Source organism: Streptomyces sp. NPDC093064, from assembly GCF_044754605.1.
GTDB lineage: Bacteria > Actinomycetota > Actinomycetes > Streptomycetales > Streptomycetaceae > Streptomyces.
Genome location: NZ_JBIVPK010000005.1, coordinates 126,354 through 150,758, shown reverse-complemented (window position 1 = coordinate 150,758; position 24,405 = coordinate 126,354). Strand labels below are relative to the sequence as shown.

Genomic DNA, 24,405 nt, shown 5'->3' with positions numbered 1-24,405 from the left:
CCCTGCTGGGGACGGACCGGCCCAAGAGCCGCCTGATCTGGCTCCGCAACCCCAACGTCGTCCGTCTTCTGCGGGGTCTGGCCGATGGCAGCATCCCGCTCACCCACGACGGACTGCCCCAGGAAGCACCCACCTCCAGCAGCACCTCCGGCAGGTCCACCCTGGGCAGCATCGCGTTCACCGCCGCCCGCAGCTCCAGCAGCGAGGCCGGTTCGGGCTCCGGCTCCAGCGCGGCGACGTGCAGCCGGCCGGCGTCGTCGAAGACGATCTGCACGTTCGCCGGTAGCCGGGAGGCGACCTCCCTGTAGGTGCCGTCCAGCAGCGCGGCACGCGCCGCCAGGTGTTCGCCCGCTTTCTCGGGCAGGCCGAGAGAGGCCAGCACGGTCGGCTTGGCCTGCTCCCACGCCTCCCAGGCCAGCAGCTTCGCCCCCCGAGCACCACCTTGGCCTGCCTGGCGCCGTGGCGCTTCGCGCCTCGCTCCGGGTCGTGCTTGCCCTTCGGGCCGCAGAGGCGGATCAGCTCCTCCTCGATCAGCTCGTCCATGACCTGAAGGCGGCGTTCGAGACCACCTCCTGGCCGGGGCGGTCACCTTGATGCAAGATCCGGGCCAACTCGCCCTGCGGACGGCCGATCAGCGGATGACCTGAACGTCGGCGACAACGTCTTTCACCTCAACCACGGCATCGCGCCCAGTGGGCGCTGAAAGCGATGAATTTGGCTGCGGATCGCAGTCTCAGCACTCTGACCAACCGATTGGAGTGGAGATGGGCAAGCTGAATCAGGTGGCCGACGGCGTCTGGGTCCGGCAGAGCGAGTGGGTCTGGACCAATTCCATCGCCGTGCGCGGGGAGGATGGGTTGATCCTGATCGATCCCGGCATCGATGGCTCCGAGTTGAACCAACTCGCCGATGACGTGGACCGGCTCGGCATTCCGGTGGTCGCCGGGTTCTCCACCCATCCCCACTGGGACCACCTGCTCTGGCATCCCCGGTTCGGCGACGTGCCGCGCTACGCCACCCCCGCCGCCGCCCACGTTGCCAGTCAAGCCCGAGAGCGGGCGCAGGCGATGGCGGCGGAGAGCGCGTCCGGCATCCCTCTCGACGTGGTCGCGCTAGTCACCCCGCTGCCCGCGGACCGCGGACCGGTGCCGGGCGAGATCATCGAGCATCAGGCACACGCTGTCGGCCACGCCGCCGTCCTCCTCGCGGACCGTGGCGTCCTGCTCGCCGGGGACATGCTCTCCGACGTCCTGATCCCGCTCTTCGACTTTCGCCAAGACGATCAGGTGGGAGCCTACGAGGCCGCGCTCGACCGCCTGGGTGAGGCCGCCGGGCACATCGATGTCGTGGTCCCCGGCCACGGCGCCGTTGCCGAAGGTCCCGAGGTGACGGCCCGCCTCGCCGCCGATCATGTCTACATCGACGCGCTCCGGCGAGGAGAGGAACCGGTCGAGGCGCGTCTGGGGCCGCATGCGGACTGGCTCTCCGGCCCCCACCGGTCGAACCTGGAGCAGGCCCGAGGGCGGTAGGGCCCGCGGGTCCCCGGTCGGTCTGCCGGATCGACACCTGACCAAGCTGGTCGGCTCGATGGCGGTCCCGCCGGGAGACCTGTGTGAGTCGACGGAGCGCTCACCGGGGGAAACGATGACTGTGTGCTCGTCGAAGGCCACGCAAACAGGCCCGACTGCGGCTGACGGCCGGCCGCAAGGCCAAAGACGGGCACGCTTCGCGGGCGGCTCCCGGGCGCCGAGGTCCGCGAGCCGGGACTCGCGCGGTGACAACTGCGCCAGGCCCGGCAACCGATCTGGAGACCGGTGGTCCCAGGACAAGCCGCCACCCGGAGCCACTTCACAACGCCTGATCTTCACAAACCACCGGCGAACTGGGGCCAGTTGGAGTCGCCTTGGTGGGGCCGCTGAACGCCTCCCTGGCCGGCGCAGCGCCTTCCGAGACCCGGTCAGCCTCGGGGCAGCCAGGAACAGAGCGTCGACCGTGACCGGGACCAGCCGGGCCGCCACGCCGGATTCGCCCTGCAACCGAACGGGCCCGTTCGGAGTCATGATCACCTGGCTGGAAAAGGATTGGACGGGGTGATGCTCGGGCTTGTAGCTTGCAGTGGACCGTGACACCGCCCGAGGAGGTGAGACCCATGAGCGCAGTATCGACGTGGGTGCTCCCCCTTCCCGTCACGGCCGGCGATTGACGTAGGTGTCGCCGGGAGCGCCTCCACAACAAGGCACTCCCGAAAGGCAACACCTATGGACTCTTCGCAGTTCACCGCCGAGCCGTCGTCGAACGATACGGTCGAGCGCGACTTCACCGTGAGCGACGTCCCCGGACTCCGGTCGTCGACCTCCGGCGCCGATCGAGCGCCCCTCATGTTCGACGTGATCATTGCCGGGTGCGGGCCGACTGGTGCGATGCTGGCCGCCGAACTGCGGCTGCACGATGTGCGGGTACTCGTTCTGGAGAAGGAAACCGAGCCCGTGTCGTTCGTCCGCATCGTCGGTCTGCACATTCGCAGTCTCGAGCTGATGGCAATGCGCGGACTGCTGGATCGCATGCGCGAACACGGAAGACAGCGTCCGGCCGGCGGATTCTTCGCCGCCATCAACAAACCCGCGCCTCAGGGCCTGGATTCCGCGCACGCCTATCTGCTGGGCATCCCGCAGCCGGTCATCGTTCACCTGCTCGAAGAACATGCGACCCAACTGGGTGCGCAGGTCCGGCGCGGTTGTGCGGTGGCCGATTTCGAGCAGGACGACGAGGGTGTGACCGTCGAGCTGGCCGACGGCGAACAGCTGCGTTCGCGCTATCTCGTCGGCTGTGACGGCGGGCGCAGTACGGTGCGCAAACTGCTCGGCGTCGGCTTCCCCGGTGAGCCCTCGCGGACCGAGACGCTGATGGGCGAGATGGAAGTGGGTGTGCCGCAGGAGGAGATCGCCGCCAAGGTGAACGAAATCGGCGAGACCAATCAGCGATTCTGGCTCAGGCCCTTCGGCAAAGGGGCATATAGCGTCGTAGTCCCCGCCGCGGGAGTCAGCGATCGCGCGGAACCACCCACCCTCGAGGATTTCAAACAACAGCTGCGCACCATCGCCGGAACCGATTTCGGCGTGCACTCCCCGCGCTGGTTGTCCCGCTTCGGGGATGCCACCCGGCTGGCCGAACGCTATCGGGTCGGGCGGGTGCTGCTGGCCGGCGATGCGGCACACATCCATCCACCCACCGGCGGACAGGGCCTCAACCTGGGCGTTCAGGACGCATTCAACCTCGGCTGGAAACTGGCCGCACAAATCCGCGGCTGGGCGCCAAAAACACTGCTGGACACCTACCAGGCCGAACGCCATCCGGTCGCCGAGGACGTGCTGGACAACACCCGCGCCCAGATGGAACTGCACTCCACCGAACCGGGCCCGCAGGCCGTGCGCAGGCTGCTCACCGAACTGATGGACTTCGACGAGGTGAACCGCTATCTCATCGAAAAGATCACCGCGATCGGCATCCGCTACGACTTCGGCGAAGGCCCCGACCTGCTCGGCCGCCGCCTGCCCGACATCGACGTGAAACACGGCCACCTCTACGGTCTGCTGCATCGCGGCCGCGGCCTGCTGCTGGACCGCACCGAACGCCTGACCGTCGACGGCTGGTCAGACCGGGTCGATTACCTCGCGGACCCCACTGCGGCACTGGATGTTCCGTGCGTCCTGCTACGCCCCGACGGCCACGTCGCCTGGATCGGCGACGATCAGCAGGACCTGGACGACCACCTCTCCCGCTGGTTCGGCAAGCCCGCCAACTGATTTCGCCCGAGCAACCGAAAAGGCCCGTACGGAGGATCGGAACGGCCCGTAGCGACTGACCATCGGAAGGCTGGAGGAAACGTCAGCCGTGGTGCTCTGGTGCCAGGGTCGGCCTGCTATCCGGTCCGATCCTCCTCGCGGGCCGGTGGCTGGGCGTGCCCCGTCCGCGTCACGCCTGCCGGTTGCAGGCGCTCGCGAGCGTGCCTGTGGTCTCGGCGCGGCTCCAGGCCACCACCTGTGGACGAGCACGCAGGAGGATCTCCGTGCCTCCTGCGCCACAACTGTCAGCGGCATCACGGGATAGAGGTAGGCAGCGACTCCGACGTGAAGTAGTTGGCCAACCACTCCAGGGAAGGAACCTCCCTCAGGCGCGAAGGCGATCCTGATTCAGGCGCCTCTTCCCGCTGGATGCCCATGGACGGTCGCGACCTGTGCCATGTAGTACCGGCACGCGCCGGAGGCGCCTCCTAGCTGCTCACAGACGGCCACACCATGGAATCGCCCGCCACCCCCACTCAGCTCCGCAACCCGCTCAGCCGTCCTCCCGCAAGCGATCGAAAAGTAGAAGGCAGCACCCAACCGCCTCCCACCCGCCAGCCGCCGACGCTCAGACGTTTCCACAGGTCAGCGCACCCTTCCCCGTGGTTTCAGTGGGACCGGTGGGAGCTCCGGAGCCGACAGCGGGGCGCCGTCGTAACCCTTCACCTCGCCGAATCGGGCGCCCTCCATCCAGTCCCGGCGGGCCTGGGCGATCTCCTCCTGGAAGCGGGCGTGTCGGAATCACTGATCGCCACGGGTCACCTCCACACCAGTCCGAGAGCGAAGCTCTCCGCGACCGGCTACTCGGATGCGAGCAACGAGCACCAACACAGTCAGCTCCATAGAAAGCGCGTGGCGTACGAGGAGGTTCGCACTCCACAAGTCGGCCCGAGCCGGTGCGCGCCAACGCCCATCACGACATCACGCGTACCGTCGTCGGCGTTTCGGCCAACCTCATGGCTCCGCAGACCCGTTGCAGGGGGCGGGTCCATGCATCCTCCACGCGTTGCCACGCGCGATACCTCGGGGTTCCGAGACCGACCGAAACACATGTGTTCGATATCCCGGCTGGGTCGTTGAGACTCACGACCACGCTGGACGACCGTCAAGGGGGACCAACGTTGACCTCGGCCGCCACGAACGAACAGCAGACCGCCGCGCCGCCTCCGGCACCGTCGGCGGAGATCACCTGTAGCAGGCAGTACTCCGTCAATCCGCTCGCCGAGGTCGACTTCCGGCGGATGTGCGCACAGATCCCGGCCGTCCCATGCCGGATCGCGTGGCGGACCGACCGGCGCGCTGTGCGACTCCTGCTCGGCTGCCACTCCTACGCCGCTGTCATCTTCCAGATGCTCACCGAAGGTCCGTCGTACGGGGCGCTGAACCGGCTCAGCTCAGGAGGCGGCCGGTGAAGAGGTTCTTCGGACGAGTACGGATGGCCGAACCTCAGGTCTCTGACGCCGAACAGGAACTGTTCGGCGGCCCCTTGCGCTACGACATGGGCTGGTCTCAACACGAGCACGCCACTCTCGACTTGACCATGATGTCCGCGCTGCGCTCCATGCCGGCGCTGGTCGGCGCGACACTGCGGATGTCTTGGAACGCCGACCGCCGAGCGCTCATCGCGGTAGCAGCCAGCGAGGTCGGGCAGGGCATCGCCGCGGCTGTCGGCTTGCTCGCCGTCAACGCCGTCATGCACGCCCTGCTCGGCGGTAACGGCAGCGCCGTCCATCGGCTGCACGCCCTGCTGCCCGGTCTGATCGCCGCTGGCGCCATCGCCGTCGTCAACTCCGCCCTGGCTGCGTGGTCCACCTCCAGGGCCGGGCGTCTGGAGCCCCTCGTCGAACGGATCGCGACCACCCAGTACCTGGCTGCCGCAGCCTCCGTCGAACTGGAAGCCATCGACGACCCCAACTTCCGCCGACTCGTCGACATCGCCCAGTACGGGCCGGCATCCGCCCGCCGCATGATCGGGTCCTGCGTCGCCGCGCTGAACGGGATCATCTCGCTGCTCACCACGGCCGGCGTGCTCACGGTGCTGCACCCGGCCCTGCTGCCCATGCTGATCCTGATCGCCGCCCCTCGCGGCTGGGGCGCCATGCGCGTGGCACAGGAGCGATACGTGTCGCTGATGAGCTGGATCGAGCACGTCCGGGCCAGCCGTCTCATCGGCAACCTGCTCACCGAGCGCAGCGCGGCCCAGGAGGTGCGCATCCATTCCGTCGGCGCCTTCCTCCTCAGCCGGTACCAGCGGATGGCCGAGAGCGCCGAGGCCGAGCAGGAGCGGCTGGCTTCCAGCAAGGCCCTCACCGAGTGGGTCGCTGCCGCGCTGTCCGGCCTGGCGATGGCGGCGACCTACGGCACCATGTTCTGGCTGATCATCGGCGGGCACATGAGTCTGGCCGTCGCCGGTACCGCCGTGATCGCTGTGCGCACAGGTTCGGCGAGCCTGGGCGCGCTGGTGATGAACGTGAACCAGCTGCACGAGGAGTCCCTTTACGTCCGCGACCACGGACGCTTCCTGGCACGAGCGGCCCAGCGAGCCATCCCCGAGGGCGGCGCTCCTGTCCCCGACACGATCAAGGAGATCGTCCTCGACCGCGTCACCTACCTCTACCCCGACCGTGACACCCCTGCGCTGGACCAGGTGACACTCACCCTGCCCATGGGTTCGGTCACCGCCGTCGTCGGCGAGAACGGCTCGGGCAAAAGCACGCTGATGAAGATCCTCTCGGGCCTGCTGCTGCCCCAGGACGGCACCCTGCGGTGGGGCAGCGAGGACATCCGCGACCTCGACCGCTCCCAGGTCTTCGAACGCGTATGCCTGCTCACCCAGGACTTCCAGCGCTGGCCGGTGACCGCCGCGATGAACATCCGCCTCGGTCGCCCGGACCACGACGCCTCACCACAGGACCTGCAGCCATCTGTGGACTACGCCGGGGCCGGCCCCGTCATCGCCAGGCTTCCCGACGGGCTGCGGAGCCTGCTGGCCCGCATGTTCCGCGGAGCCATCGAACTGTCCGGCGGCGAATGGCAAAAAGTGGGGCTCGCCCGTACCCACTGGCGCAGCTCGACATCTCAGGCTGAGAGCGTCCTCATCGTCGACGAACCCACCTCCGCCCTCGACCCCGAAGCCGAGATCGAAGCCTTCAACCGCATCCGCCGACTCGCCGCCCCGAACCGGGCCGTCGTCCTCGTCACCCATCGCATGTCCGGCGTCCGCCACGCCGACCGCATCTACGTCCTCAACCACGGACACCTAGCCGAACACGGAACCCACGACGAACTCATGGCCGCCGGAGGCCGTTACGCCGCCATGTTCGCCGCGCAGGCCGCCCAGTACGCCCCCGGCGGAAGCATCCCGAACCCCGCCGCGCCCACCGTCGTGGATCCCGCATGACCCCTGATCGCGAAAGGCTCACCGTGACGACTCATTCCACCGCCGCTCGACGAAGCCAGCACCCTGCGCCACGAGCGCGCTGCCCGGTACGCCTGCTCCCGCGCTTGGGCCTGCTGACGTTGTGCTGCCGCGGCAGATCTCTGAGCGGCAGCCTGCTGCCGGCGCTGACGCCTTTGCTGGCGCTGGACCTCCGCTACCACTGCAGCGAGCCGTGAACTACAACGCGCCGCGTACTCCCCTCCGGCAGAGATGTATGCCTGCCCGGATCGGTCACAGCGCCCAATACTACGGCGGACCTGGTCGAAAGGTTCAGCCGTGACCCCGACCGCGGTGTGCGCCAGCGGGCCCTTCGCGACCCGCGCCTCACGCCGACCTCGGTGATCCGTCTCCTCGACGACCCCGACTGGGCCATCAGAGAAGCGGCAGCGCGACCCGCGCCTGACCACGCGCGCGCTCACCAGCCTGCTCCACGACGCCACCACCGCCATGTCCGCAGCCGCTGACCCGGCCATCCCGGAGCACGTGATGCACCACCTCCTGGACCGGCAGCCATCCGTCCCGACCTGATCAGCTGAGGGTCGCTCAGCGGGGGCGACGGCGATGTGCGTGCCTCGACGCGGTCCCTCCGTAGCCTCCACCGTCCCCGATGCGATAGGCGGGCCCGCCAGTGCAGTTCCTCCACGCGATGAAACCAGTGGCGGGCATGGGCTGGGATTGGCACGATGCCCAGCAATGGCCGCCCACTCGTACTCCTTCAATAGTCCTTCGATCGATCCCATCGCCACCGCCCGCCACGCCTTGAACGGCCTGGCCGTCGGCGACGCCTTCGGAGCCCAGTTCTTCGTCCCCGACAACCTCCCCGCTCTGCGTGACCAGCAACTGCCTGAAGCGCCCTGGCCATGGACCGACGACACGGAGATGGCCTGCTCCATCCACCAACTCGTCGTGCAACGAGGCGAGGTAGACCAAGATGAACTCGCCCGTTCCTTCGCCGAACGGCACGACTTCGACCGCGGCTACGGTCCCGCGATGAACCGCCTGCTGCGCCTGGTCCGCCAGGGCGGCAACTGGCGCGAACTCGCGGCCGGACTGTTCGACGGGCAGGGCTCCTGGGGCAACGGGGCAGCGATGCGCGTCGCCCCTCTCGGCGCCCGCTACCCAGGCGACCCGGAACACGCAGCCCGGCAAGCTGCCATGTCCGCCGAAGTGACCCACACCCACCCCGAGGCCGTCGCCGGGGCCGTCGCAGTCGCCGTCGCCGCCAGCCGCGCCGCGCACCGCCGCACCGAACCCGTGACCGGCACGGACCTGCTCGCCACCGTCTTGGACCTTGTCCCGCCCAGCCGGGTACGCGACGGCATCGTCGAGGCCCGTACGCTCCTGGACCAGCCTTACGTCGAACTCGCCGCCCATCATCTCGGCAACGGACGCCAGGTCAGCGCCTTCGACACGGTCCCCTTCACCCTCTGGTGCGCCGCCCGGAATCTGACCGATTACGCGACTGCCCTGTGGGCCACTGCCTCGGCCGGTGGAGACGTCGACACCACCTGCGCGATCGTCGGCGGCATCGTCGCCTCCCGCGTCGGCACCGAAGGCATCCCCACCCCCTGGCGCAACCGCACCGAGACCCTGCCCGCTTGGCTGCACGGACGCCAGTCCTAAAACACCTCCCACACCGCCACGATGGCCGACCGCCACCCCTGCCCCTGCTGCGGCCACCTCATCCACGACGAACCGCGCGGCTCGAACGACATCTGCCCGGTGTGCTTCTGGGAGGACGACCTCTCGCAACTGCGCTGGCCGACCACGACCGGCGTCAGCCGCGTCTCACTGAGAGAAGCGCAGCGCAACGTGCAGCGCTTCGGGATCTGCGACCAGCGCGGCCTGCGCTTCGCCCGCCGCCCACTCCCCGACGAACCACTCGCCCCCTCTGGCACCCGATCGACCCGCAGCAGGACTCATTCGAGGACCCCGACGACCCCGCACCCTGGCCCGACTACCAGCCGGACCTCCAAGGGCATTGAACCGGCAAAGGCGAGACCCGCTCCGCTCCCTTCCGTGGGCGATCTTGGCGTTCACGCAGTTCCACTCAACACGGCCCTTGGTACGAGAACGCTGTTGCTGCAGGAGTGTGGCGCGCACCGAAGGGCTCGCGCGGCGTTCGATCTTCCGTGCCCCGGAGGGGCAAAGATGTTCGCTCTGGGCGGTGAATACCCTTACCGTCTCCGCGAATTGGCTGGACTGCCCAAAACTCTCGGCAGCGTGGCCATCCTCTACAGTGAGGACTCGATCACCGCGGCAGCTTGGCAGCCCTCGAGGCGACCGGCTCCCGTGCCGTCCAGTATGAGATGGCCCCTGGTGTCAGCGGCCGTCGGTATCGTGCCCGTCGTGTTGGTAGGAACTGAAGAGACCCGGCTGATCGTCCTGCGCGGCAACAGCGCCTCGGGGAAGTCGTCCATCGCGGCTCGCCTGCGCGAGCAGTTCGGCCGCAACCTGGCCCTGGTCGGCCAGGACAACTTGCGCCGCGTCGTGCTGCGCGAACGCGATCGACCCGGCGCAGCCAACATCGGCTTGATCGGTATGACAGCTCGCTACGCGCTGGACGCCGGATTCCACACAGTCGTCGAGGGAATCCTGTATGCCGACCGTTACGGCGCGATGCTGGAGGACCTCGTGCGCAACCACCGGGGCACTTCTCGCTGTTACTACCTGGACGTGCCGCTCCAGGAAACGCTCGTTCGGCATGCGACGAAGCCCGATCCGGCGTACCTGGCCCAGGTCACCGACCAGCACCTGCGTGATTGGTACCGCGAGCGGGACCTGCTGCCCAGCGGGATCGAGACCGTCATCGACGCCGGCAGCGCCCTGAGCGAGACCGTGGAGCGCATCATGCGCGAGACCGGCCTGGACCGGGTGCCGGCCATCGACCGCTGAGGACATCGGTTGCCGGTGTAGGGCGCCTCCGATTCCGCGCCAGGAGGTTTGCGGACCTGCCGGATGCAGGCTGCTGGCATGCCAGAACCCTCGAAATCGCGGGGATTCCGGGGGAAGGGTTCCGTGGGGCGGGCGGTCAGCTCTCGCCGGAGCCATGATCGGTCGGAGTCGCCGGTGCGGCGCAGACGGACGGCTACGACAGCGCCACCCCCAGCGACGAGGAGCAGTCCGGCTCCGCCGAGGAGCCACGGGGTAGCGCCAGCGCCGGTGTGCGCGCGGGATCCGCTGGGGGCGGGTGCTGAGGCGCTCAGCGCGGTTTCGTCTGAGGTCGGCGCGGTGTCCACCGTTCCGTCCAATCCCTCGAACGCGACATCCGGGCCTGGGTCGCCGACTGGAACGACAACCCCCGGCCCTGCGTCTGGGCCAAGACCGGCGATCAGATCCTCGAATCCCCCCGCCGGATACTGCCGACGGATCAAGGCCGGGCAACAAGATGGGCTGGGCGTCGGAGTCGGGCTCGACCTGGCGGGCGTCCATCTCCGTGTGGAGGAGGTGGAACGCCTCGGCGAACGCGGCCCCGGCGAGATCGCGCCCGAGGTACTCGTTCAGGGGGTGCATCTCGCACCTCCCCCTGCGAGGGCCCGCGCTCCGAGGATCGTCGATCACCGACCCTGCCGCGGCCCGATCACCCGTGTGTGGCGCCTGGCCGCAGATCGAGCTTGCGCAGCAGCTGGGCGTTGAGGGCGACGACGATGGTGGACAGCGACATGAGGATGGCGCCGACCGACATGGGGAGGACGAACCCGATCGGGGCAAGGATGCCGGCGGCGAGTGGCACGGAGATCAGGTTGTAGCCGGTGGCCCACCACAGGTTCTGCTTCATCTTGCGGTAGCTGGCTTGCGACAGGTCGATCACCGACAGGACGGAGCGGGGGTCGTCGCCGGCCAGGATCACCCCGGCGGAGGCGATGGCCACGTCGGTGCCGGCGCCGATGGCGATGCCGACGTCGGCCTGGGCCAGCGCGGGGGCATCGTTGACTCCGTCGCCGACCATGGCCACCGTTTTGCCCTCGACCTGCAGCGCCTTGACGGTGGCTGCCTTGTCCTCGGGCCGGACGCCGGCGAACACCCGGTCGATGCCCAGTTGGTTGCCGACCGATTCCGCGACCGCCTGGGCGTCGCCGGTGATCATGACGACCTCGATGCCTCGCCGGTGCAGCGCGTCGACGGCCTGGCGGGATTCCGGCCTGATCTCGTCGGCCAGTTTCAGTGCTCCGATCACCACACCGTCACGCAACGCGTGCAGGATGATGGCGCCCTCTTCCCGCCACTGCTCGGCTGCCCCAAGTTCCTGCTGGTGCTCCTCGTTCAGCAGCAGCGGACCGCCGACCCTGACCGTCCGGTCACCGACGGTGGCGGTGACCCCGAGGGCCGGTGCCGAGGTGAAGCCGCTTGCCTGAGGGATGTCGAGGTTGCGCTCGCGGGCGGCGCGCACGATGGCCTTGGCCAGTGGGTGTTCACTGTCGGTTTCGGCCGCGGCGGCCAACGCGAGCACCTCATCGCCGGCGAGACCGTGGGCCGGTTCGACGGCGACCAGGGTCGGCTCGCCCTTGGTGAGGGTGCCGGTCTTGTCGAACAGGACGGCACCGACGGTGCGCATGCTCTCCAACGCGAGCCGATCCTTGACGAGGACTCCGCCGCGGGCGGCGCGTTCGGTGGCGATGGACACCACGAGCGGTATCGCAAGTCCGAGCGCGTGCGGGCAAGCGATCACGAGCACCGTGATCGTGCGGGTGACCGCGTCATCGGACCGGTCGAGCAGCAGGGCCCACACCAGGACCGTGATGACCGCTGCTCCGAGGGCAAACCAGAACAGCCACCCCGCGGCGACGTCGGCCAGCCGCTGCGCGCGGGAGGATGAGTTCTGCGCCTCTGTCACGAGGCGCCTGATGCCGGCGAGCGCGGTGTCCTCTCCGGTGGCGGTGACCTCGACCCGCAGGCCGGAGTCGGTGGCGACAGTGCCGGCCACCACGTGGTCGCCGACGCCGCGGCGTACCGTTCGGGACTCGCCGGTGACCATCGACTCGTCCATCTCGGCCGTACCGTCGACGATCCGGCCGTCCGCGGGGACGCTACCGCCGGGCCGGATCAGGGCGGTGTCGCCCACCCGCAGCTCACCCGGGTGCACGGTGACGGCCTGGTCGCCGTCGAGTCGTTCGGCCTCGTCGGGCAGCAGCGCGGCCAGGGAGTCCAGGGCCGAGGTCGTCTGAGCGAGCGAGCGCATCTCGAGCCAGTGCCCGAGCAACATGATGTCGATGAGCAGCGCCAACTCCCACCAGAAGTCCAGGTGGTGGTCGAGGATGCTCAGGCTGGCGCCCCAGGAGGCGACGAAAGCCACTGTGATGGCCAGCATGATCAACAACATCATCCCGGGTCGGCGAGAACGCACCTCGGACACCCCGCCGTTGAGGAACGGCCAGCCACCCCACAGGTACATCACGGTGCCCAGCAGCGGCGAAACCCAGGTCACCCAGTCGTCCTGCGGCAGCCGGTAGCCCAGCAGCGAGGCGAACATGCCGGAGAACGCCACGACGGGCACGGCCAGTACCAGCATCGCCCAGAACAGCCGCCGGAACTGCCCGGCATGATCACCATGGGCGCCGTGACCCGAGTGGTGCGCATGACCCGCGTTGTCGGTGTGATCGGCCCCATGGTGCCCGTCGTGCTCGATCATGCCGTGCTCCGCGTGCCCGGCGTGGGCAGAGGGAACGGCCGACGGCACGTCATCGAGGAGCGCGCGCCGGTTGTCGTGATGATGGGGGTGATGCTCGCGACTGGTCATGATCACTTCTCCTCGCCAGTGATGCTCAGTAGCTGCCGGAAACGGTAGTGGTGGTGCTGCTCCGCAGAAGTTCGTGGAGCGGTGCCTCGGGGCTGAGCGCTCCGGACGACGCGTCAGCGCTTCTGTTGGCGAATGCGGTGCTCATGGCGTCAGTGGTCGGCTTGGCATGCGGGGGCGTCATGAGCCCGGGCGTGCAGGGAGAAGGCCGGGCCTTTCCCATGCGCTGAAGACCGCGATCCAGGCCCGCCCCAGACGGCGGCACGGCAGGAGGGCCGGGCACTTCAGTCAACGGGCTTGCCCCCATGCTTACTTGAACGACCGCAGGCGCAGGCTGTTGGTGACGACGAAGACCGACAAGAAAGCCACCCCGTGGCCGGGCTCAGAAGCCCGGCGGCACACTCAAACGCGGCCGACGAGCTCGTAGCCCGCCTCGTCGACGGCGGCGCGCACGGCGTCCTCGTCGAGCGTGGCGGCGGAGGTGACGGTCACCTCGCCGGTCTTGGCGTCCGCCGTGACCGCGGCCACGCCCTCCAAGGCCGATACCTCCTGGGAGACCGCGCCCTCGCAGTGTCCACAGGTCATGCCGGACACCTTGTAGATGGTGGTGACACCGGCGCCCTGGACATCGATCGTGACGTTGGCGTTGGAGCTGCAGGAACCGGTACCGCAGCAGGAGCCGGAGTTCGCCTCGGTGGTCAAGGCTTCTCCCAGGGGTGTGTATGCGTGGGGCGTCGACGAGAGGGGCGCGGTGTCCCGGCCCTCCCGACTGATGAGAACACTATACCCCCCGGGGGTATTCCGGATCGTAACGCCACCCGCTTGGACTGCTTGCCTCCGGCCTCGCGATATCCGTGCTGTGCTCCGGTGAGGCGCCGGACGACCGCCTGCTCACCGAGACCGTGACACGCCTGCGCCGTGCCCAGGTCCCGCCGACCGCCGAGCCTCCGTGGTCACTCTCACCAACACCGGACGCGCCGGCTCGCGGCGTGGACCGCCGCCCGTGAGCGCCGCATGAGTGCGCCCCTCTCCGCCCTCGACGACGCGGACCGGGTGCCATCGCGACACTGCTCACCCTCTTCCATCTGGCGGAACACCTGGGTGAACCCGGCGACGACACAACGGCGCGAAGAGCGCACGGAACGTGCTGCTGGCGGGCATGGCCATGTCTCTTGCCTGAGACCGCTGCCAGCCGCCGCGGGCAGCGACCGACCACAAGAGCAGGAGGTTCCGCCTCGGCGTGATTGTGGGCGGCGGTTGATCCGAGGGTGCAGGGTCGGGTACTCCAAGCCGTCACCTGCCGGGAAGGCCGGGGAGACGGCTGCGATCTGCACGGCATCCTTTGAAGCACGGGAGCATCAGCCCACCGAGCCGTAGGTACCCCCGGGGGGTAGTATGCAATTCTGCTGATCGATCAGCACGGCATCGGTGGAGCCTATGACGAGATGGACAGCTCATCGCGGCGGCACAGCCGTCCGCTGGACGTACGGGGTGTTCCTCACCCTGTGCGTCGTACTGGCCGTGCTCGTCCACCACGAGACGACCACGATGGGCTCCTCGTCCTCCATGCCTGGGGCTGCCCATGCCGTACACGTGATGCCGGACGGCGCCGCACCGTTCATCTCTGACACCTCATCGTGCAATGCCGACCACGGCGCCTGTTCCGGGCCCGGCATGCAGCACTGCACGACGGCGAATGTCGACTCCGTGCAGCTCGCCGTCCCCAGTCAGAGCGTGTTCGACTCTCTCGCCTTCTTGCAGCGAGCAGCGGAAGGCCGCGCGCCTTCCACGGCGGTCGGCCGCGCCCCGCCCGATCTGTCCGTCCTCTGCCAACTGCGCCTGTAGGCCGCGCCGGACGACGCGTGATGTGTCGTCCCTCCGAGGCCACGTCGCAGCTACAACACAGAGGACAACAACACAATGAACAGCATCAACCGCCGCTCCGTCCTGCTCGCCGGACTGGGAGCGGCCGGCGCCGGCGCGCTGGCCGCGTGCAGCAGCGGCTCCACGAGTGGTGACGCGCTGGTCAACCCGTCAGACTCGGCGGTCGCCGCCGCCGAGAGGAAGCGCAAGAGCACAGGGCGGCAGCAGAAGCTCACCCTGACCGCGGCACCCGCCGCGATCGACCTGGGCGGCGGCGTCATGCCCAAGACCTGGGCCTTCGACGGACGCGCCCCGGGCAAGGAGGTCCGGCTCTCCGTCGGCGACACCCTCGTCGCCGAGCTGTCCAACCAGCTCCCGCACAAGACCACCACCTCAATCCACTGGCACGGCCTTGCGCTGCGCAACGACATGGACGGCGTGCCCCCGGCGACCCAGACCGCGGTCCGGTCCGGCTCCACCTTCACCTACAAGTTCATCGCAGACGCCCCGGGCACCTACTTCTTCCACCCGCACGTCGGCGTCCAGCTCGACCGCGGCCTGTACGCCCCTCTGGTCGTCGAGGACCCCAAGGAGACCCTCGCGTACGACGACGAGTGGGTGATCGTCCTCGACGACTGGGTCGACGGTGTCACCGGCACGCCCGACGAGGTCTTCGCCGAGGTCAAGCAGGGCATGGGCGGCATGGGGCGCATGGGTGGACACTCAGCCGCCAGCAGCAGCTCGCCGTCCGGCGGTATGGACCACGACGGTATGGACCACGGCGACATGGGGCACATGGGCAGGATGGACATGGGTGATTCCGCCTCGCCTTCGACCTCTGCCTCGCCCGGCGGCATGTCCATGAAGTTCATGCACATGGGGGCCACCAGCAAGCTGCTCGGCGGCGACGCCGGTGATGTGAAGTACCCACACCACCTGGTCAACGGCCGAGTGGCGAACGACCCGGCCGTCTACACCGGCAAGCCGGGAAAGAAGGTGCGGCTGCGCATCATCAACGCCGGCTCGGACACCGCCTACCGGGTCGCCCTCGGCGGCCACAAGCTGACCATCACCCACACCGACGGCTTCCCGGTCCGGCACCAGGAGGTGGACGCGCTGCTCATCGGCATGGGCGAACGCTACGACGTCCTCGTCACCCTTGGCGACGGTGTCTTCCCGTTGGTCGCCCTGGCGGAGGGCAAGGACGCGAACGGCCTGGCCCTGATGCGCACCGGCTCGGGGAGCAAGCCGTCCGCGACCATCCGCCCGAAGGAACTCGACGGGAAGATCATGACGGCGTCCCAGCTCCGTGCCGCCGACGACGTACGGCTCAAGACCGCCAAGACCGACGTCACACACCAGATCAGGCTCACCGGCGGCATGGCCAACTACGACTGGGCCATCAACGGCAAGCCGTTCGACATGGCCGACCCCGCGGCGAACCCCATCCTCATCGAGGAAGGCCGGCGCGTGAGGCTCGACTTCGTCAACGAGACCGACATGTGGCACCCGATGCACCTGCACGGCCACACCTACCAGATCGGCACCTCCGGGCCGAGGAAGGACACCGCGATCGTTCTGCCCAAGCAGAAGATCTCCGTCTTCTTCGACGCCGACAACCCCGGCCAGTGGATGCTGCACTGCCACAACGCGTACCACGGCGAGGCCGGGATGATGGCGAACGTGGCCTACCAGGCCTGACGGTCGACGTTCGCTGTCCGGGCGGGCTCATCGACTGATGATCGATGGGCACGTCCGGACGCACGTGAAGTTGAAGACAGGTAGCTGCCGGCCCAGTGTGGAGCCGCGGGGAAACGGAAACCGGCTCAGGGCTCAGAGTGTCCTGACGAGTGATGGCCGTGGGGCTTGTGCTGCCAGCGGATGCGGTCATTCCGGGGGTGCTATCCGGACACCGGTGCGTGCCGCGCGTTGCTTGCCCCAGGCGTACAGCGCCTCCAGTACGGGCACCAGGCTCAGTCCCTCCTCGGTCAGCCGGTACTCGACGGCCGGTGGACTTCCGGCGTCGGACCACCACTCGATCAGCCCCCTGGCCTCCAGCCCGCGCAGCCGCTGGACCAGTACCTTTTCGCTGACCTCGGGTATCCGCTGACGGAGCGCCCCGTATCGGTGCACGCCCTCCTTCAGGTGCGCCAGCACGACCGTGGCCCACTTTCCGCCGAGCACCTCCAAGGTCAACTCGACGGGGCAGCAGAAGCGCTGACCGTTCTCGGGCGTGGGTGTCGGCGTCGTCATCGCTGTCCTGTTCCGGGTGCTTACCGCCCGGTCAGTCCTTGCCAGGGGCCCGGGGGTGCTGTTCAGTCCTCGCATGATTGTCGAGCACATCCGATACCGGATTGCCGAACGGCAACGGGCGGAATTCGAGAAGGCGTACCTACGGGCCTCCGTGCCACTCGGCCAGGCCGAGCAGTGCGTGGACTACGAACTGGCCCGATGCACCGAGGATCCGGGCTCCTACATCCTCTGCCAGATAGCTTCGACTGGGGTGCATCATGAATGCCCGCCGCAACGCACGCGACCGAGCGCCTCCCACAGCACTCCAAAGCTGACCTGAACTGGTCACTCATCATCCTCACGACCAGGCGTCCGAGTGCTGACGGCGTAGAGGACCGCAAGCAGACAAAGCAGGTGATCGGTCCACGCGACGCCCGAGCCGCGGTCATTCGCTGACTCGGGCAGGCCGGCGATGTGTCCTCAGTACTCCTTCAGCGCGATGGCGTTGGCGGCCTTGTGGATCGGCTCGATCGCCTTGGCCATGATGCGGTCCTTGCCGGGCATCCGGTTGAGCAGCGCCAGCATCGTCATCGAGATCCGGACCTGGCCCTTGGTGCGCATCACCATCCGCTTGATGTTCGCCGGGCCGAGGTCCTGGTTGGCCTTGACGAACGGGCGCATCTCGCGCTCGTACGCGGCGAAGCCGGCGGCGTGGTCGACGGCCGTGGAGGCCAGTTCGCCGGCCAGTACGTACGCGCCGACCAGGGCCAGGCTGGTGCCCTGCCCGGAGGCGGGCGAGGCGCAGTACGCGGCGTCGCCGACGAGCACCGTCCGGCCGGTCGACCAACGCTCCATGTGCACCTGCGACAGCGAGTCGAAGTAGAGGTCCGGAGCGGCCTGGGCGCCTTCGATCAGGCGTGGCACCTCCCAGCCCTCACCGGCGTACGCGTCAGTGAGCAGCCGCTGCTGGGCGGCGCGGTCGTGGCGGTCGTAGGACAGCGGCTCCGAGGAGAACAGGAACATCGCCTTGGCGGTGGTCTCGCCGGCCGTGCTGTACGTCAGGGCGGTGCGGCCTGGCCCGACGTACGTCAACTCCTCGCGGTCCAGCCCGAGGTGGTTGGGCACGGTGGAGATCGACACGTAGTACCCGAGGTCGCGCACGTACTGCTGCACTGGGCCGAAGGCCAGCTCGCGGGTGTTGGAGTGCAGTCCGTCCGCGCCGACGATCAGGTCGTAGGTGCCGGTGCGTCCGGAGGCGAACACCACGTCCACGCCGCCGGCGCGCTCGGACAGCTTGGCCATCGAGTCGTCGAAGAGGTATGTCACACCGTCGCGGGTCGCCTCGTACAGCAGTCCGGTCAGATCGCCCCGCAGCAGCTCGGCGTCGTCGTGCCGGCGCCCGCCGAAGGTGTCGCCGTCCATGCCGGCCACGCGCTTGCCGCTTGCGTCAACAACCGAGCCGCTGCGCACGTCGGTACGCGCCGCGCGAACCGCGTCGAGCAGGCCCATGTACTCGATGACCTTCAGCGCTGCACCCCGGATGTCGACCTTGTAGCCGCCGGGGCGGACCGCCGGGGCGCGCTCGACGACGGTCACGCTGTAGCCGTGGCGGCGCAGCCAGTGGGCGAGCGTGATGCCGGCGACGCCGGCTCCGGAGATCAGGACGTTCATCGCGCACTCCTTCGATCGGTTCGACACGGAGAACATACAGGCGTCTTATACGCTTGTACAAGACGCCTGTGTAATCAGATTTCAGCGCCTGGCGTCGGACAGGCCGTCCTGGCCCTGTGGTGCCCACTTGGGCACCAGGGAACAAGTAACCCGCCGGTGGCTTTGAGGGCTTCACGGCGGCGATCGCGCTACACCCCCGTCTTCGATGAGGAACCATCAGTCTCCAAGCCGCGCTGGTGCTCCCGTGAGTGTCGTCCCGGCACTGGCCGGTGATGCTCCGGGTTGTGGTGCACGCCTGATGCGGGCAGTGGCCAGGGCGAGGAGGGCGCGTCCCCCCTGAGTGGTGGACACGCTGAACTGGATCTGCTCGATCCGGAGGAAGCGAGAACACCGCCGTGGCGATGAAGGCGTCAGTGGTCGATCACGTCTTGACCTCTACCGCGCTTGAGGTAGCACCGTGGTTCATATGAACACGGAATCCACGGCGCACGCCGCAGACATCGAAGCCATCGAACAGGTCGTAGCCACCGTCGAGCACTCACAGCAGCACAAGGACCCCGACGAGTTCCTCGCCCTCTTCCACCCCGACGCGGTCTGGACGACGAGCGGCGGCAAGGTCCTCATAGGCCTCGACGCGATCTCCGAGTTCACCCGCAAGGTTCTCCCCGCGGACGACTGGGACGGCAAGGTCACCTACGAGGTGGTCCACGTGTTCTTCATTCGCCCCGACGTCGCGGCGGTCAAGGTCCGTCAGCTCTACCTGACCCCGGGCGATGCGAGCGAGGGTGCCCCGCTGTACGTGATGTCCAAGCAGGACGACGGCCGCTGGTTGCTGACCGCCTGCCAGAACACGGCGGTCGTCGCCGACGAGCAATAGTCAAGACCTGTGGATCAAGCCCGTGGCGAGCCCCCAGCCTAATGAGGCTGGCGATCTCGTTCGTTGGCCATGGTTCAGTCTTCGGTCATGGGCCAGGTTTCCCAGATCAAGTCCAGGCGTCGGTATGCGTCGTCGAACCACGCATCGACCAGTGGGACGGTGACCGTCACCGTCGTCAGAGACATGGAGTGGTCCTTGATCGTGACCTGGCACCGGTCATCGTCCTCGTCGAGTTCGATGAACAGCCACGGGATGCGTTTCCCCTCGCACCAGGCGATGTCCTGTCCCGCGTCGAGCGAGTCCAGGGCCTGCTGCCACTGCCGCAGGTCCTCGGGGAAGAGCCAGGTCTTGAGGGTGCCACGGACGAAGGGCGTATCGACCGCGAACTCTCCGACCAGGGCATCGGCCTCGGTGGGACGCTTCCGCTGCTCCCTCCCCGCGATCCGGAGAATGACACTGTTGCCATCCCCCTCCAGGCGGATCAGGTCGATCGGATCCTCAGCCATGACTGCCCCTCCCGACTCGCGCATGCTGTCGAACACTAATCGTCGGCACGGACACAGAAACGGTTGAGGTGCGTCAGGCCGCGTGAGCTTCGGGGCGTTCGACGAGGTGTCCTCGTCCGAAGCGGGATCCAGCGCGGACGCCGACACCTGATGACGCGTCAGTACGGTTAGCAAGAGTCCTGCCTCAGCTAGTGCTGCGACCGGAAAGGTTCACCGGCTCGCGACGCCCGGCACGGCACCTCGCCGCGTTGTCGCATCACCCGAGTACATCCAGTACGCGGGCAATGCTCCGCCTTGCGATGCACCGCACCTGACGCCGCGAGCTTTCCGGTCACAGCACTAGCCACAGACTGACACACCGCGGAATGACGAAGCCCGCGCATCGAGCTTGCAGCCCGCCCCAGCCGCCTTCCCGCATGCGACGGAACGGCTGGGGGCAACGCGAGACGGCGAGTCGCCCACCAGTCACCACCGATCAGCTATTTCGGCAGGTCAGCGAACTCTTCCTCGCGGCTTGAGGGGCGTCGGCGGTAGCTCGGGGGCCGGCAGCGGGGCGCCGTCGTAGCCCTTCACCTCGCCGAATCGGGTGCCCTCCATCCAGTCCCGGCGGGCCTGGGCGATCTCCTCCTGGGAGCGGGCGATCCAGTTCCAGAACATGATCAGCTCCTCCTCGAACGGCTCGCCGCCCAGGAGCATCAGGCCCGCGTCCGACTCGGCGCGCAGGGGGAGTTCGGTACGGCCGCAGCCCAGGTAGAGCATCGAGCCGGGCAGGACGGGTACGCCGTCGACATGGGTCTCACCGGACATGGAGAGCACGGCGTACTCGAAGTCCGGGTCCAGCGGGAGGCGTACGTCGGTGCCGCGGGTCAGGGCCAGGTCGGCGCCCGTGATCGGGGTGTACGTCGTGCCCGGCGAGGTCGCGCCGTCGAGGTCGCCCAGGATCAGGGTGGCCTTGAGGCCGGGGGCGGTGACCGTCGGCAGTTCGGTGTGGTGCTCGAAGCGCGGGTCGGTGTGGCGGTGGGTGTCCGGGAGGGCGACCCACAGTTGCGCACCGTGCAGGAAGCGGGCGTGCGACCTGGGGCTCTCCTCGGAGTGGCTGATGGCCCGGCCGGAGGTCATCAGGCCCAGCTCGCCGGGGCGGATCAACTGGAGGCTGCCCGTCGAGTCGCGGTGCAGCACCTCGCCCTCGTGCAGCCAGCTCACCGTCTGGAGGCCCATGTGCGGGTGCGGCGGGACCTGCATGCCGGGCTCGTCGGCGATGTCGTCGGGGCCGTAGTGATCGACGAAGCACCAGGCGCCCACCATGCGGCGGCCCAGGTTCGGCAGCAGCCGCCTCACCTCGGTGGACTCGCCGAGCTTGACGCGGCGGGGGCTGAGGAGTTCCCGTACGGGCTCCGCCACCACGAAGCCACGGCCGCCGCACACCGCGGGGACCGACTCGCGGTCAAGATTGCTCATGGCGCCCAACCTAGCCCCAGGGGACGCCGAAAGTCCCCGCTTGCCGTCGTTCGCGGGCCCTCGCGGCCGACGACGGCAGCATAGTGGAATATTCAACCAATCGTGCCTGTTGTTGCGGCCGGTGGCTCCGAACGAGGCACCGAAGGAGGTCACTGGTGGACACGACGTACTACGAGCACGGAACCCCGGCGGAGCGCTGGGAGCGGGCGCAGATGTTCTTCGACGCCCGGGACTACGCCGCCGCGGCCCGCGTGCTGAACGGGCTGGTCGAGGAGGTGCCGGAGCAGACCGGCCCCCGGCTGCTGCTGGCGCGTGCCTACTACCACTCGGCCCAACTGCGCCGGGCCGAGACCGAGTTGCGCGTCATCGTCGAGCGCGACCCGGTGGAGCACTACGCCCGGCTGATGCTGGGCCGCACCCTCCAGCGGCAGGGCCGCCACGACGAGGCCGAGACGCACCTGCGCGTCGCCTCCGCCCTCGCGGGCGACTTCGGGGACCGGTGAACGGCCGGAGCGCATAGGCTGTCAGAGCGGCGCCGCCGGGTGGAGGAGCAGGAACAGGGTGACCGCGGAGTTCGCCGAGGACATCGCGGACACCGCCGCACCGGCGGCGGCGCCCCACACGGCGGCGCCGACCGCCGTGAAGACCGACGGCCGGTCCGGGCCCGCCGGTGCCGGCGCCAGCAGGGCGGCGACCCGGCGCGGCACCGGGCCGCCGGCGGCCACCGCGGCGAGGGTGGGCGCGGGCGCGGCGGACGACAGCAGGGCCGCCTTGCCGATCGCCCGCGCGACCACACGCCGGTCGCCGACCGCGCGGGCCGCGTCCTCGTCGGCCCAGCGCTCGGCGGTGTAGACGACGGCGGACCGCAGCGGTCGCAGGAAGGGGTTGGCGCGGGCCGCCAGGTGGACGGTGAGCAGGTGACGGTGGTGGCGGGCCGCCAGGTGGGCGCGTTCGTGCGCGAACAGGGCCCGCCGTTCGTCCGGGGCGAGGCCGTCCAGAAGTGCCGTGGTGACGACGATCCGGTCAAGGCTGCCGGGCAGGGCGTACGCGTACGGCGTGGTGTCGGGCAGGACCACGACGGGTGTCCCGCGCAGCCCGGTCAGTGCCCGCCGGGCGCGGCGGGCCACTCGCCGGTGGCGCCACAGGGTGCGCCCGCAGGCCACCGCGACCAGTCCCAGGGCGGGGATGGCCGCACGGCCCGCGACCCGGTCGCGCGAGACGGCCGCCCTGAAGTCGGGATCAGCCCATTCGTCCGGAACCGGGCTGCCGGTCAGCTGGGCGCTGCCGACGACCGTGAGGAGGGCGAGGCACAGCGTGCTGCATCCGCCCATGACGGCGGCCACCCGGGTCAGCAGCCGGGTGGCCGTGCGCGGGTGCAGGCGCGATACGGCCAGGCGTGCGACGGGCCAGGCGGACAGCGGCAGCACCAGCGGCAGTAAGACGTAGAGCCCCATGAGGCGTCAGTGTTCCGTACCGTCGTCCCTCGGGTGTCGAGCCCTGTCGGCGCTGTCGGCGTTGTCCGCGGCGTCCGCCGTGTCCAGCAGTGCGCGCAGCACCTGCTCGTCGCCGGGCGGCAGCGTGGTGACGAAGCTGGTCAGCACGGCTTCGCGGTCCCGTTCGCCGTCCAGCAGGCGGCGCATCCGGAGCGCCGCGAGGCGGGCGACGTCCGCGGTCGGGATCCACACGAAGGAGCGGCCCCGGCGCTCGCGGGAGACGACGTCCTTGGCGAGCAGCCTGGTCAGGATGGTGACCACGGTGGTGTAGGCGAGGTCGCCGCCGAGCCGCTGCTGCACCCAGGCCGCGGTGACCGGGCCGTCCGCCTCGCGGAGCGCGCCGAGCACCTGGCTCTCCAGTTCGCCCTGCCCGCGCCGGGCACGCCGGTGTTGTGTCGTCATGTGCGTCTCCCTCCGGCGTCGGCGTGTCGCACCACGCTACTTCACACCGGAGGCCCGGTCGGGGGTGCCGCCGGAGGTGCCGCACGCCGGTTCCCGCACGCCCTGCGGGAAACCGGCGCCGCCTCACCCCCGTCAGGCCGTACCGGCGCCGGTTACGCGCCAGGTTGGTGGCCTGCCTGCGCCAGGCAGGCCGGGCCGGGCGAGCGCCGTGGCATCCTGGCGAGATGGCTTCCCCCCGTGCGCGTACGCCCCTGGCCGAGCAGGTCGAGGAACTCCTCGCCGACGGCGGCCCGTTGCCCATCGTCGCCGCCGGCGACCCGGTGCTGCGACGCGCCGCCGAACCGTTCGACGGCCAGTTGGAGCCCGAGCTGCTGGCCCGCTTCGTTCAGGCAATGCGCCTGACCATGCACGCGGCGCCGGGCGTGGGACTGGCCGCGCCGCAGGTCGGGGTGGGACTGCGGATCACGGTCGTGGAGGACCCGGCACCGGTGCCGGACGAGGTACGAGTGGCGCGCGGACGGGTGCCGCTCCCCTTCCGCGTGCTGGTCAATCCGTCGTACGAGGCCGTCGGCACCGCGCGCGCCGCGTTCTACGAGGGCTGCCTGAGCGTCCCTGGCTGGCAGGCCGTGGTGGCACGGCACGCCGAGGTGCGCCTGCGGGCCCTGGACGAGCACGGGCGCGCGGTGGACGAGGTGTTCTCGGGCTGGCCCGCCCGGATCGTCCAGCACGAGACCGACCACCTCGGCGGCACCCTCTACCTCGACCGCGCCGAACTCCGTTCCCTCTCCTCCAACGACGCGATGGCGCACCGCTGGACCCAGCCGACCCCGGCGGAGGCCGCGCGGGCGCTCGGCTTCGAGGTGCCGTAGGCGAGCACCGGGGCACCGC

The 24,405-nt window shown here is 69.2% G+C and carries 20 protein-coding genes and 4 pseudogenes; 14 read left to right on the top strand and 10 right to left on the bottom strand.

Features of this window, described 5'->3' with window-relative positions:
- Positions 1 to 118: 118 nt before the first annotated feature.
- Positions 119 to 433: pseudogene (locus ACIQFZ_RS08765) on the bottom strand (Tn3 family transposase); the annotation flags it as partial.
- Positions 434 to 764: 331 nt separating this feature from the next.
- On the opposite strand from ACIQFZ_RS08765, the gene ACIQFZ_RS08760 reads away from it, so the two are divergent.
- Together ACIQFZ_RS08760 and rox are read left to right on the top strand one after the other, a co-directional pair.
- Entirely contained in the window at positions 765 to 1,529 is a 765-nt protein-coding gene (locus tag ACIQFZ_RS08760) for an MBL fold metallo-hydrolase (protein ID WP_402690895.1), read from the top strand.
- Between the two features lie 729 nt (positions 1,530 to 2,258).
- Positions 2,259 to 3,803, top strand: a complete 1,545-nt coding sequence (rox, locus tag ACIQFZ_RS08755; protein ID WP_402690894.1) for a rifampin monooxygenase — start codon at positions 2,259 to 2,261, stop codon at positions 3,801 to 3,803.
- 624 nt (positions 3,804 to 4,427) lie between these two features.
- Here rox and ACIQFZ_RS08750 read toward each other — a convergent pair.
- Positions 4,428 to 4,571 (bottom strand): annotated as a pseudogene (locus tag ACIQFZ_RS08750) (pirin family protein); the annotation flags it as partial.
- 392 nt (positions 4,572 to 4,963) lie between these two features.
- On the opposite strand from ACIQFZ_RS08750, the gene ACIQFZ_RS08745 reads away from it, so the two are divergent.
- The 6 genes and pseudogenes from ACIQFZ_RS08745 to ACIQFZ_RS08720 all read left to right on the top strand — a co-directional run.
- The gene (locus ACIQFZ_RS08745) at positions 4,964 to 5,254 is read left to right on the top strand and encodes a hypothetical protein (RefSeq protein ID WP_402690893.1); all 291 of its coding nucleotides are present in this window, start codon (positions 4,964 to 4,966) and stop codon (positions 5,252 to 5,254) included.
- Positions 5,255 to 5,277: 23 nt separating this feature from the next.
- Positions 5,278 to 7,242, top strand: coding sequence for an ABC transporter ATP-binding protein (locus ACIQFZ_RS08740; protein WP_402690892.1), 1,965 nt, complete (start codon positions 5,278 to 5,280; stop codon positions 7,240 to 7,242).
- A 732-nt stretch (positions 7,243 to 7,974) separates the two neighbouring features.
- The gene (locus tag ACIQFZ_RS08735; protein WP_365421625.1) at positions 7,975 to 8,904 is read left to right on the top strand and encodes an ADP-ribosylglycohydrolase family protein; all 930 of its coding nucleotides are present in this window, start codon (positions 7,975 to 7,977) and stop codon (positions 8,902 to 8,904) included.
- 21 nt (positions 8,905 to 8,925) lie between these two features.
- Positions 8,926 to 9,099 (top strand): annotated as a pseudogene (locus ACIQFZ_RS08730) (CPCC family cysteine-rich protein); the annotation flags it as partial.
- 486 nt (positions 9,100 to 9,585) lie between these two features.
- Entirely contained in the window at positions 9,586 to 10,176 is a 591-nt protein-coding gene (locus ACIQFZ_RS08725; RefSeq protein WP_365421620.1) for an AAA family ATPase, read from the top strand.
- A gap of 329 nt (positions 10,177 to 10,505) precedes the next feature.
- A pseudogene (locus tag ACIQFZ_RS08720) lies at positions 10,506 to 10,653 on the top strand (IS630 family transposase); the annotation flags it as partial.
- Positions 10,654 to 10,861: 208 nt separating this feature from the next.
- On the opposite strand, the gene ACIQFZ_RS08715 reads toward ACIQFZ_RS08720, so the two are convergent.
- The gene (locus tag ACIQFZ_RS08715; protein ID WP_402690891.1) at positions 10,862 to 13,018 is read right to left on the bottom strand and encodes a heavy metal translocating P-type ATPase; all 2,157 of its coding nucleotides are present in this window, start codon (positions 13,016 to 13,018) and stop codon (positions 10,862 to 10,864) included.
- 399 nt (positions 13,019 to 13,417) lie between these two features.
- Positions 13,418 to 13,717, bottom strand: coding sequence for a heavy-metal-associated domain-containing protein (locus ACIQFZ_RS08710; protein WP_402690890.1), 300 nt, complete (start codon positions 13,715 to 13,717; stop codon positions 13,418 to 13,420).
- Between the two features lie 735 nt (positions 13,718 to 14,452).
- Between ACIQFZ_RS08710 and ACIQFZ_RS08705 the strand changes: the two genes are divergently transcribed.
- Both ACIQFZ_RS08705 and ACIQFZ_RS08700 read left to right on the top strand, forming a co-directional pair.
- On the top strand, positions 14,453 to 14,860 hold the full coding sequence (locus tag ACIQFZ_RS08705) for a DUF6153 family protein (protein ID WP_365421613.1): 408 nt from the start codon (positions 14,453 to 14,455) through the stop codon (positions 14,858 to 14,860).
- 75 nt (positions 14,861 to 14,935) lie between these two features.
- Positions 14,936 to 16,579 (top strand): multicopper oxidase family protein, encoded by a 1,644-nt coding sequence (locus ACIQFZ_RS08700; RefSeq protein ID WP_383060236.1) that lies wholly within the window; start codon positions 14,936 to 14,938, stop codon positions 16,577 to 16,579.
- 186 nt (positions 16,580 to 16,765) lie between these two features.
- On the opposite strand, the gene ACIQFZ_RS08695 is transcribed toward ACIQFZ_RS08700, so the two are convergent.
- Positions 16,766 to 17,131: a winged helix-turn-helix transcriptional regulator gene (locus ACIQFZ_RS08695; protein ID WP_402690889.1), complete on the bottom strand. Its 366-nt coding sequence runs from the start codon at positions 17,129 to 17,131 to the stop codon at positions 16,766 to 16,768.
- A gap of 73 nt (positions 17,132 to 17,204) precedes the next feature.
- Here ACIQFZ_RS08695 and ACIQFZ_RS08690 point away from each other — a divergent pair, with 73 nt between their 5' ends.
- On the top strand, positions 17,205 to 17,450 hold the full coding sequence (locus ACIQFZ_RS08690; protein ID WP_402690888.1) for an antibiotic biosynthesis monooxygenase family protein: 246 nt from the start codon (positions 17,205 to 17,207) through the stop codon (positions 17,448 to 17,450).
- Between the two features lie 140 nt (positions 17,451 to 17,590).
- Here ACIQFZ_RS08690 and ACIQFZ_RS08685 read toward each other — a convergent pair whose 3' ends face one another.
- On the bottom strand, positions 17,591 to 18,781 hold the full coding sequence (locus ACIQFZ_RS08685; RefSeq protein WP_402690887.1) for an FAD-dependent monooxygenase: 1,191 nt from the start codon (positions 18,779 to 18,781) through the stop codon (positions 17,591 to 17,593).
- Positions 18,782 to 19,247: 466 nt separating this feature from the next.
- Here ACIQFZ_RS08685 and ACIQFZ_RS08680 point away from each other — a divergent pair, with 466 nt between their 5' ends.
- The gene (locus tag ACIQFZ_RS08680; RefSeq protein WP_365774626.1) at positions 19,248 to 19,658 is read left to right on the top strand and encodes an SgcJ/EcaC family oxidoreductase; all 411 of its coding nucleotides are present in this window, start codon (positions 19,248 to 19,250) and stop codon (positions 19,656 to 19,658) included.
- 74 nt (positions 19,659 to 19,732) lie between these two features.
- On the opposite strand, the gene ACIQFZ_RS08675 is transcribed toward ACIQFZ_RS08680, so the two are convergent.
- Positions 19,733 to 20,200, bottom strand: coding sequence for a DUF5959 family protein (locus ACIQFZ_RS08675; RefSeq protein WP_402690886.1), 468 nt, complete (start codon positions 20,198 to 20,200; stop codon positions 19,733 to 19,735).
- 456 nt (positions 20,201 to 20,656) lie between these two features.
- Complete coding sequence (locus ACIQFZ_RS08670; protein ID WP_365437680.1) at positions 20,657 to 21,622, bottom strand: pirin family protein; 966 nt, start codon at positions 21,620 to 21,622, stop codon at positions 20,657 to 20,659.
- Between the two features lie 155 nt (positions 21,623 to 21,777).
- On the opposite strand from ACIQFZ_RS08670, the gene ACIQFZ_RS08665 reads away from it, so the two are divergent.
- Complete coding sequence (locus ACIQFZ_RS08665; RefSeq protein WP_365774629.1) at positions 21,778 to 22,125, top strand: tetratricopeptide repeat protein; 348 nt, start codon at positions 21,778 to 21,780, stop codon at positions 22,123 to 22,125.
- A gap of 21 nt (positions 22,126 to 22,146) precedes the next feature.
- Here the strand turns inward: ACIQFZ_RS08665 and ACIQFZ_RS08660 are convergent, their stop codons facing one another.
- Entirely contained in the window at positions 22,147 to 23,076 is a 930-nt protein-coding gene (locus tag ACIQFZ_RS08660) for a M56 family metallopeptidase (protein ID WP_402690885.1), read from the bottom strand.
- Positions 23,077 to 23,082: 6 nt separating this feature from the next.
- Entirely contained in the window at positions 23,083 to 23,517 is a 435-nt protein-coding gene (locus ACIQFZ_RS08655) for a BlaI/MecI/CopY family transcriptional regulator (protein WP_402690884.1), read from the bottom strand.
- A gap of 224 nt (positions 23,518 to 23,741) precedes the next feature.
- Here ACIQFZ_RS08655 and ACIQFZ_RS08650 point away from each other — a divergent pair, with 224 nt between their 5' ends.
- Complete coding sequence (locus ACIQFZ_RS08650; RefSeq protein WP_402690883.1) at positions 23,742 to 24,386, top strand: peptide deformylase; 645 nt, start codon at positions 23,742 to 23,744, stop codon at positions 24,384 to 24,386.
- The last annotated feature ends 19 nt before the right edge of the window (positions 24,387 to 24,405 follow it).

Excerpts from the sequence above, each read along its gene's own strand:
- ACIQFZ_RS08660 (WP_402690885.1), bottom strand. The coding sequence starts at position 23,076 with ATGGGGCTCTACGTCTTACTGCCGCTGGTGCTGCCGCTGTCCGCCTGG.
- ACIQFZ_RS08735 (WP_365421625.1), top strand. The coding sequence starts at position 7,975 with ATGGCCGCCCACTCGTACTCCTTCAATAGTCCTTCGATCGATCCCATC.
- ACIQFZ_RS08760 (WP_402690895.1), top strand. The coding sequence starts at position 765 with ATGGGCAAGCTGAATCAGGTGGCCGACGGCGTCTGGGTCCGGCAGAGC.
- ACIQFZ_RS08670 (WP_365437680.1), bottom strand. The coding sequence starts at position 21,622 with ATGAGCAATCTTGACCGCGAGTCGGTCCCCGCGGTGTGCGGCGGCCGT.
- ACIQFZ_RS08700 (WP_383060236.1), top strand. The coding sequence starts at position 14,936 with ATGAACAGCATCAACCGCCGCTCCGTCCTGCTCGCCGGACTGGGAGCG.
- ACIQFZ_RS08715 (WP_402690891.1), bottom strand. The coding sequence starts at position 13,018 with ATGACCAGTCGCGAGCATCACCCCCATCATCACGACAACCGGCGCGCG.
- ACIQFZ_RS08695 (WP_402690889.1), bottom strand. The coding sequence starts at position 17,131 with ATGACGACGCCGACACCCACGCCCGAGAACGGTCAGCGCTTCTGCTGC.
- ACIQFZ_RS08655 (WP_402690884.1), bottom strand. The coding sequence starts at position 23,517 with ATGACGACACAACACCGGCGTGCCCGGCGCGGGCAGGGCGAACTGGAG.
- ACIQFZ_RS08690 (WP_402690888.1), top strand. The coding sequence starts at position 17,205 with ATGATTGTCGAGCACATCCGATACCGGATTGCCGAACGGCAACGGGCG.
- ACIQFZ_RS08650 (WP_402690883.1), top strand. The coding sequence starts at position 23,742 with ATGGCTTCCCCCCGTGCGCGTACGCCCCTGGCCGAGCAGGTCGAGGAA.
- ACIQFZ_RS08705 (WP_365421613.1), top strand. The coding sequence starts at position 14,453 with ATGACGAGATGGACAGCTCATCGCGGCGGCACAGCCGTCCGCTGGACG.
- rox (WP_402690894.1), top strand. The coding sequence starts at position 2,259 with ATGGACTCTTCGCAGTTCACCGCCGAGCCGTCGTCGAACGATACGGTC.
- ACIQFZ_RS08685 (WP_402690887.1), bottom strand. The coding sequence starts at position 18,781 with ATGAACGTCCTGATCTCCGGAGCCGGCGTCGCCGGCATCACGCTCGCC.
- ACIQFZ_RS08680 (WP_365774626.1), top strand. The coding sequence starts at position 19,248 with ATGAACACGGAATCCACGGCGCACGCCGCAGACATCGAAGCCATCGAA.
- ACIQFZ_RS08740 (WP_402690892.1), top strand. The coding sequence starts at position 5,278 with ATGGCCGAACCTCAGGTCTCTGACGCCGAACAGGAACTGTTCGGCGGC.
- ACIQFZ_RS08725 (WP_365421620.1), top strand. The coding sequence starts at position 9,586 with ATGAGATGGCCCCTGGTGTCAGCGGCCGTCGGTATCGTGCCCGTCGTG.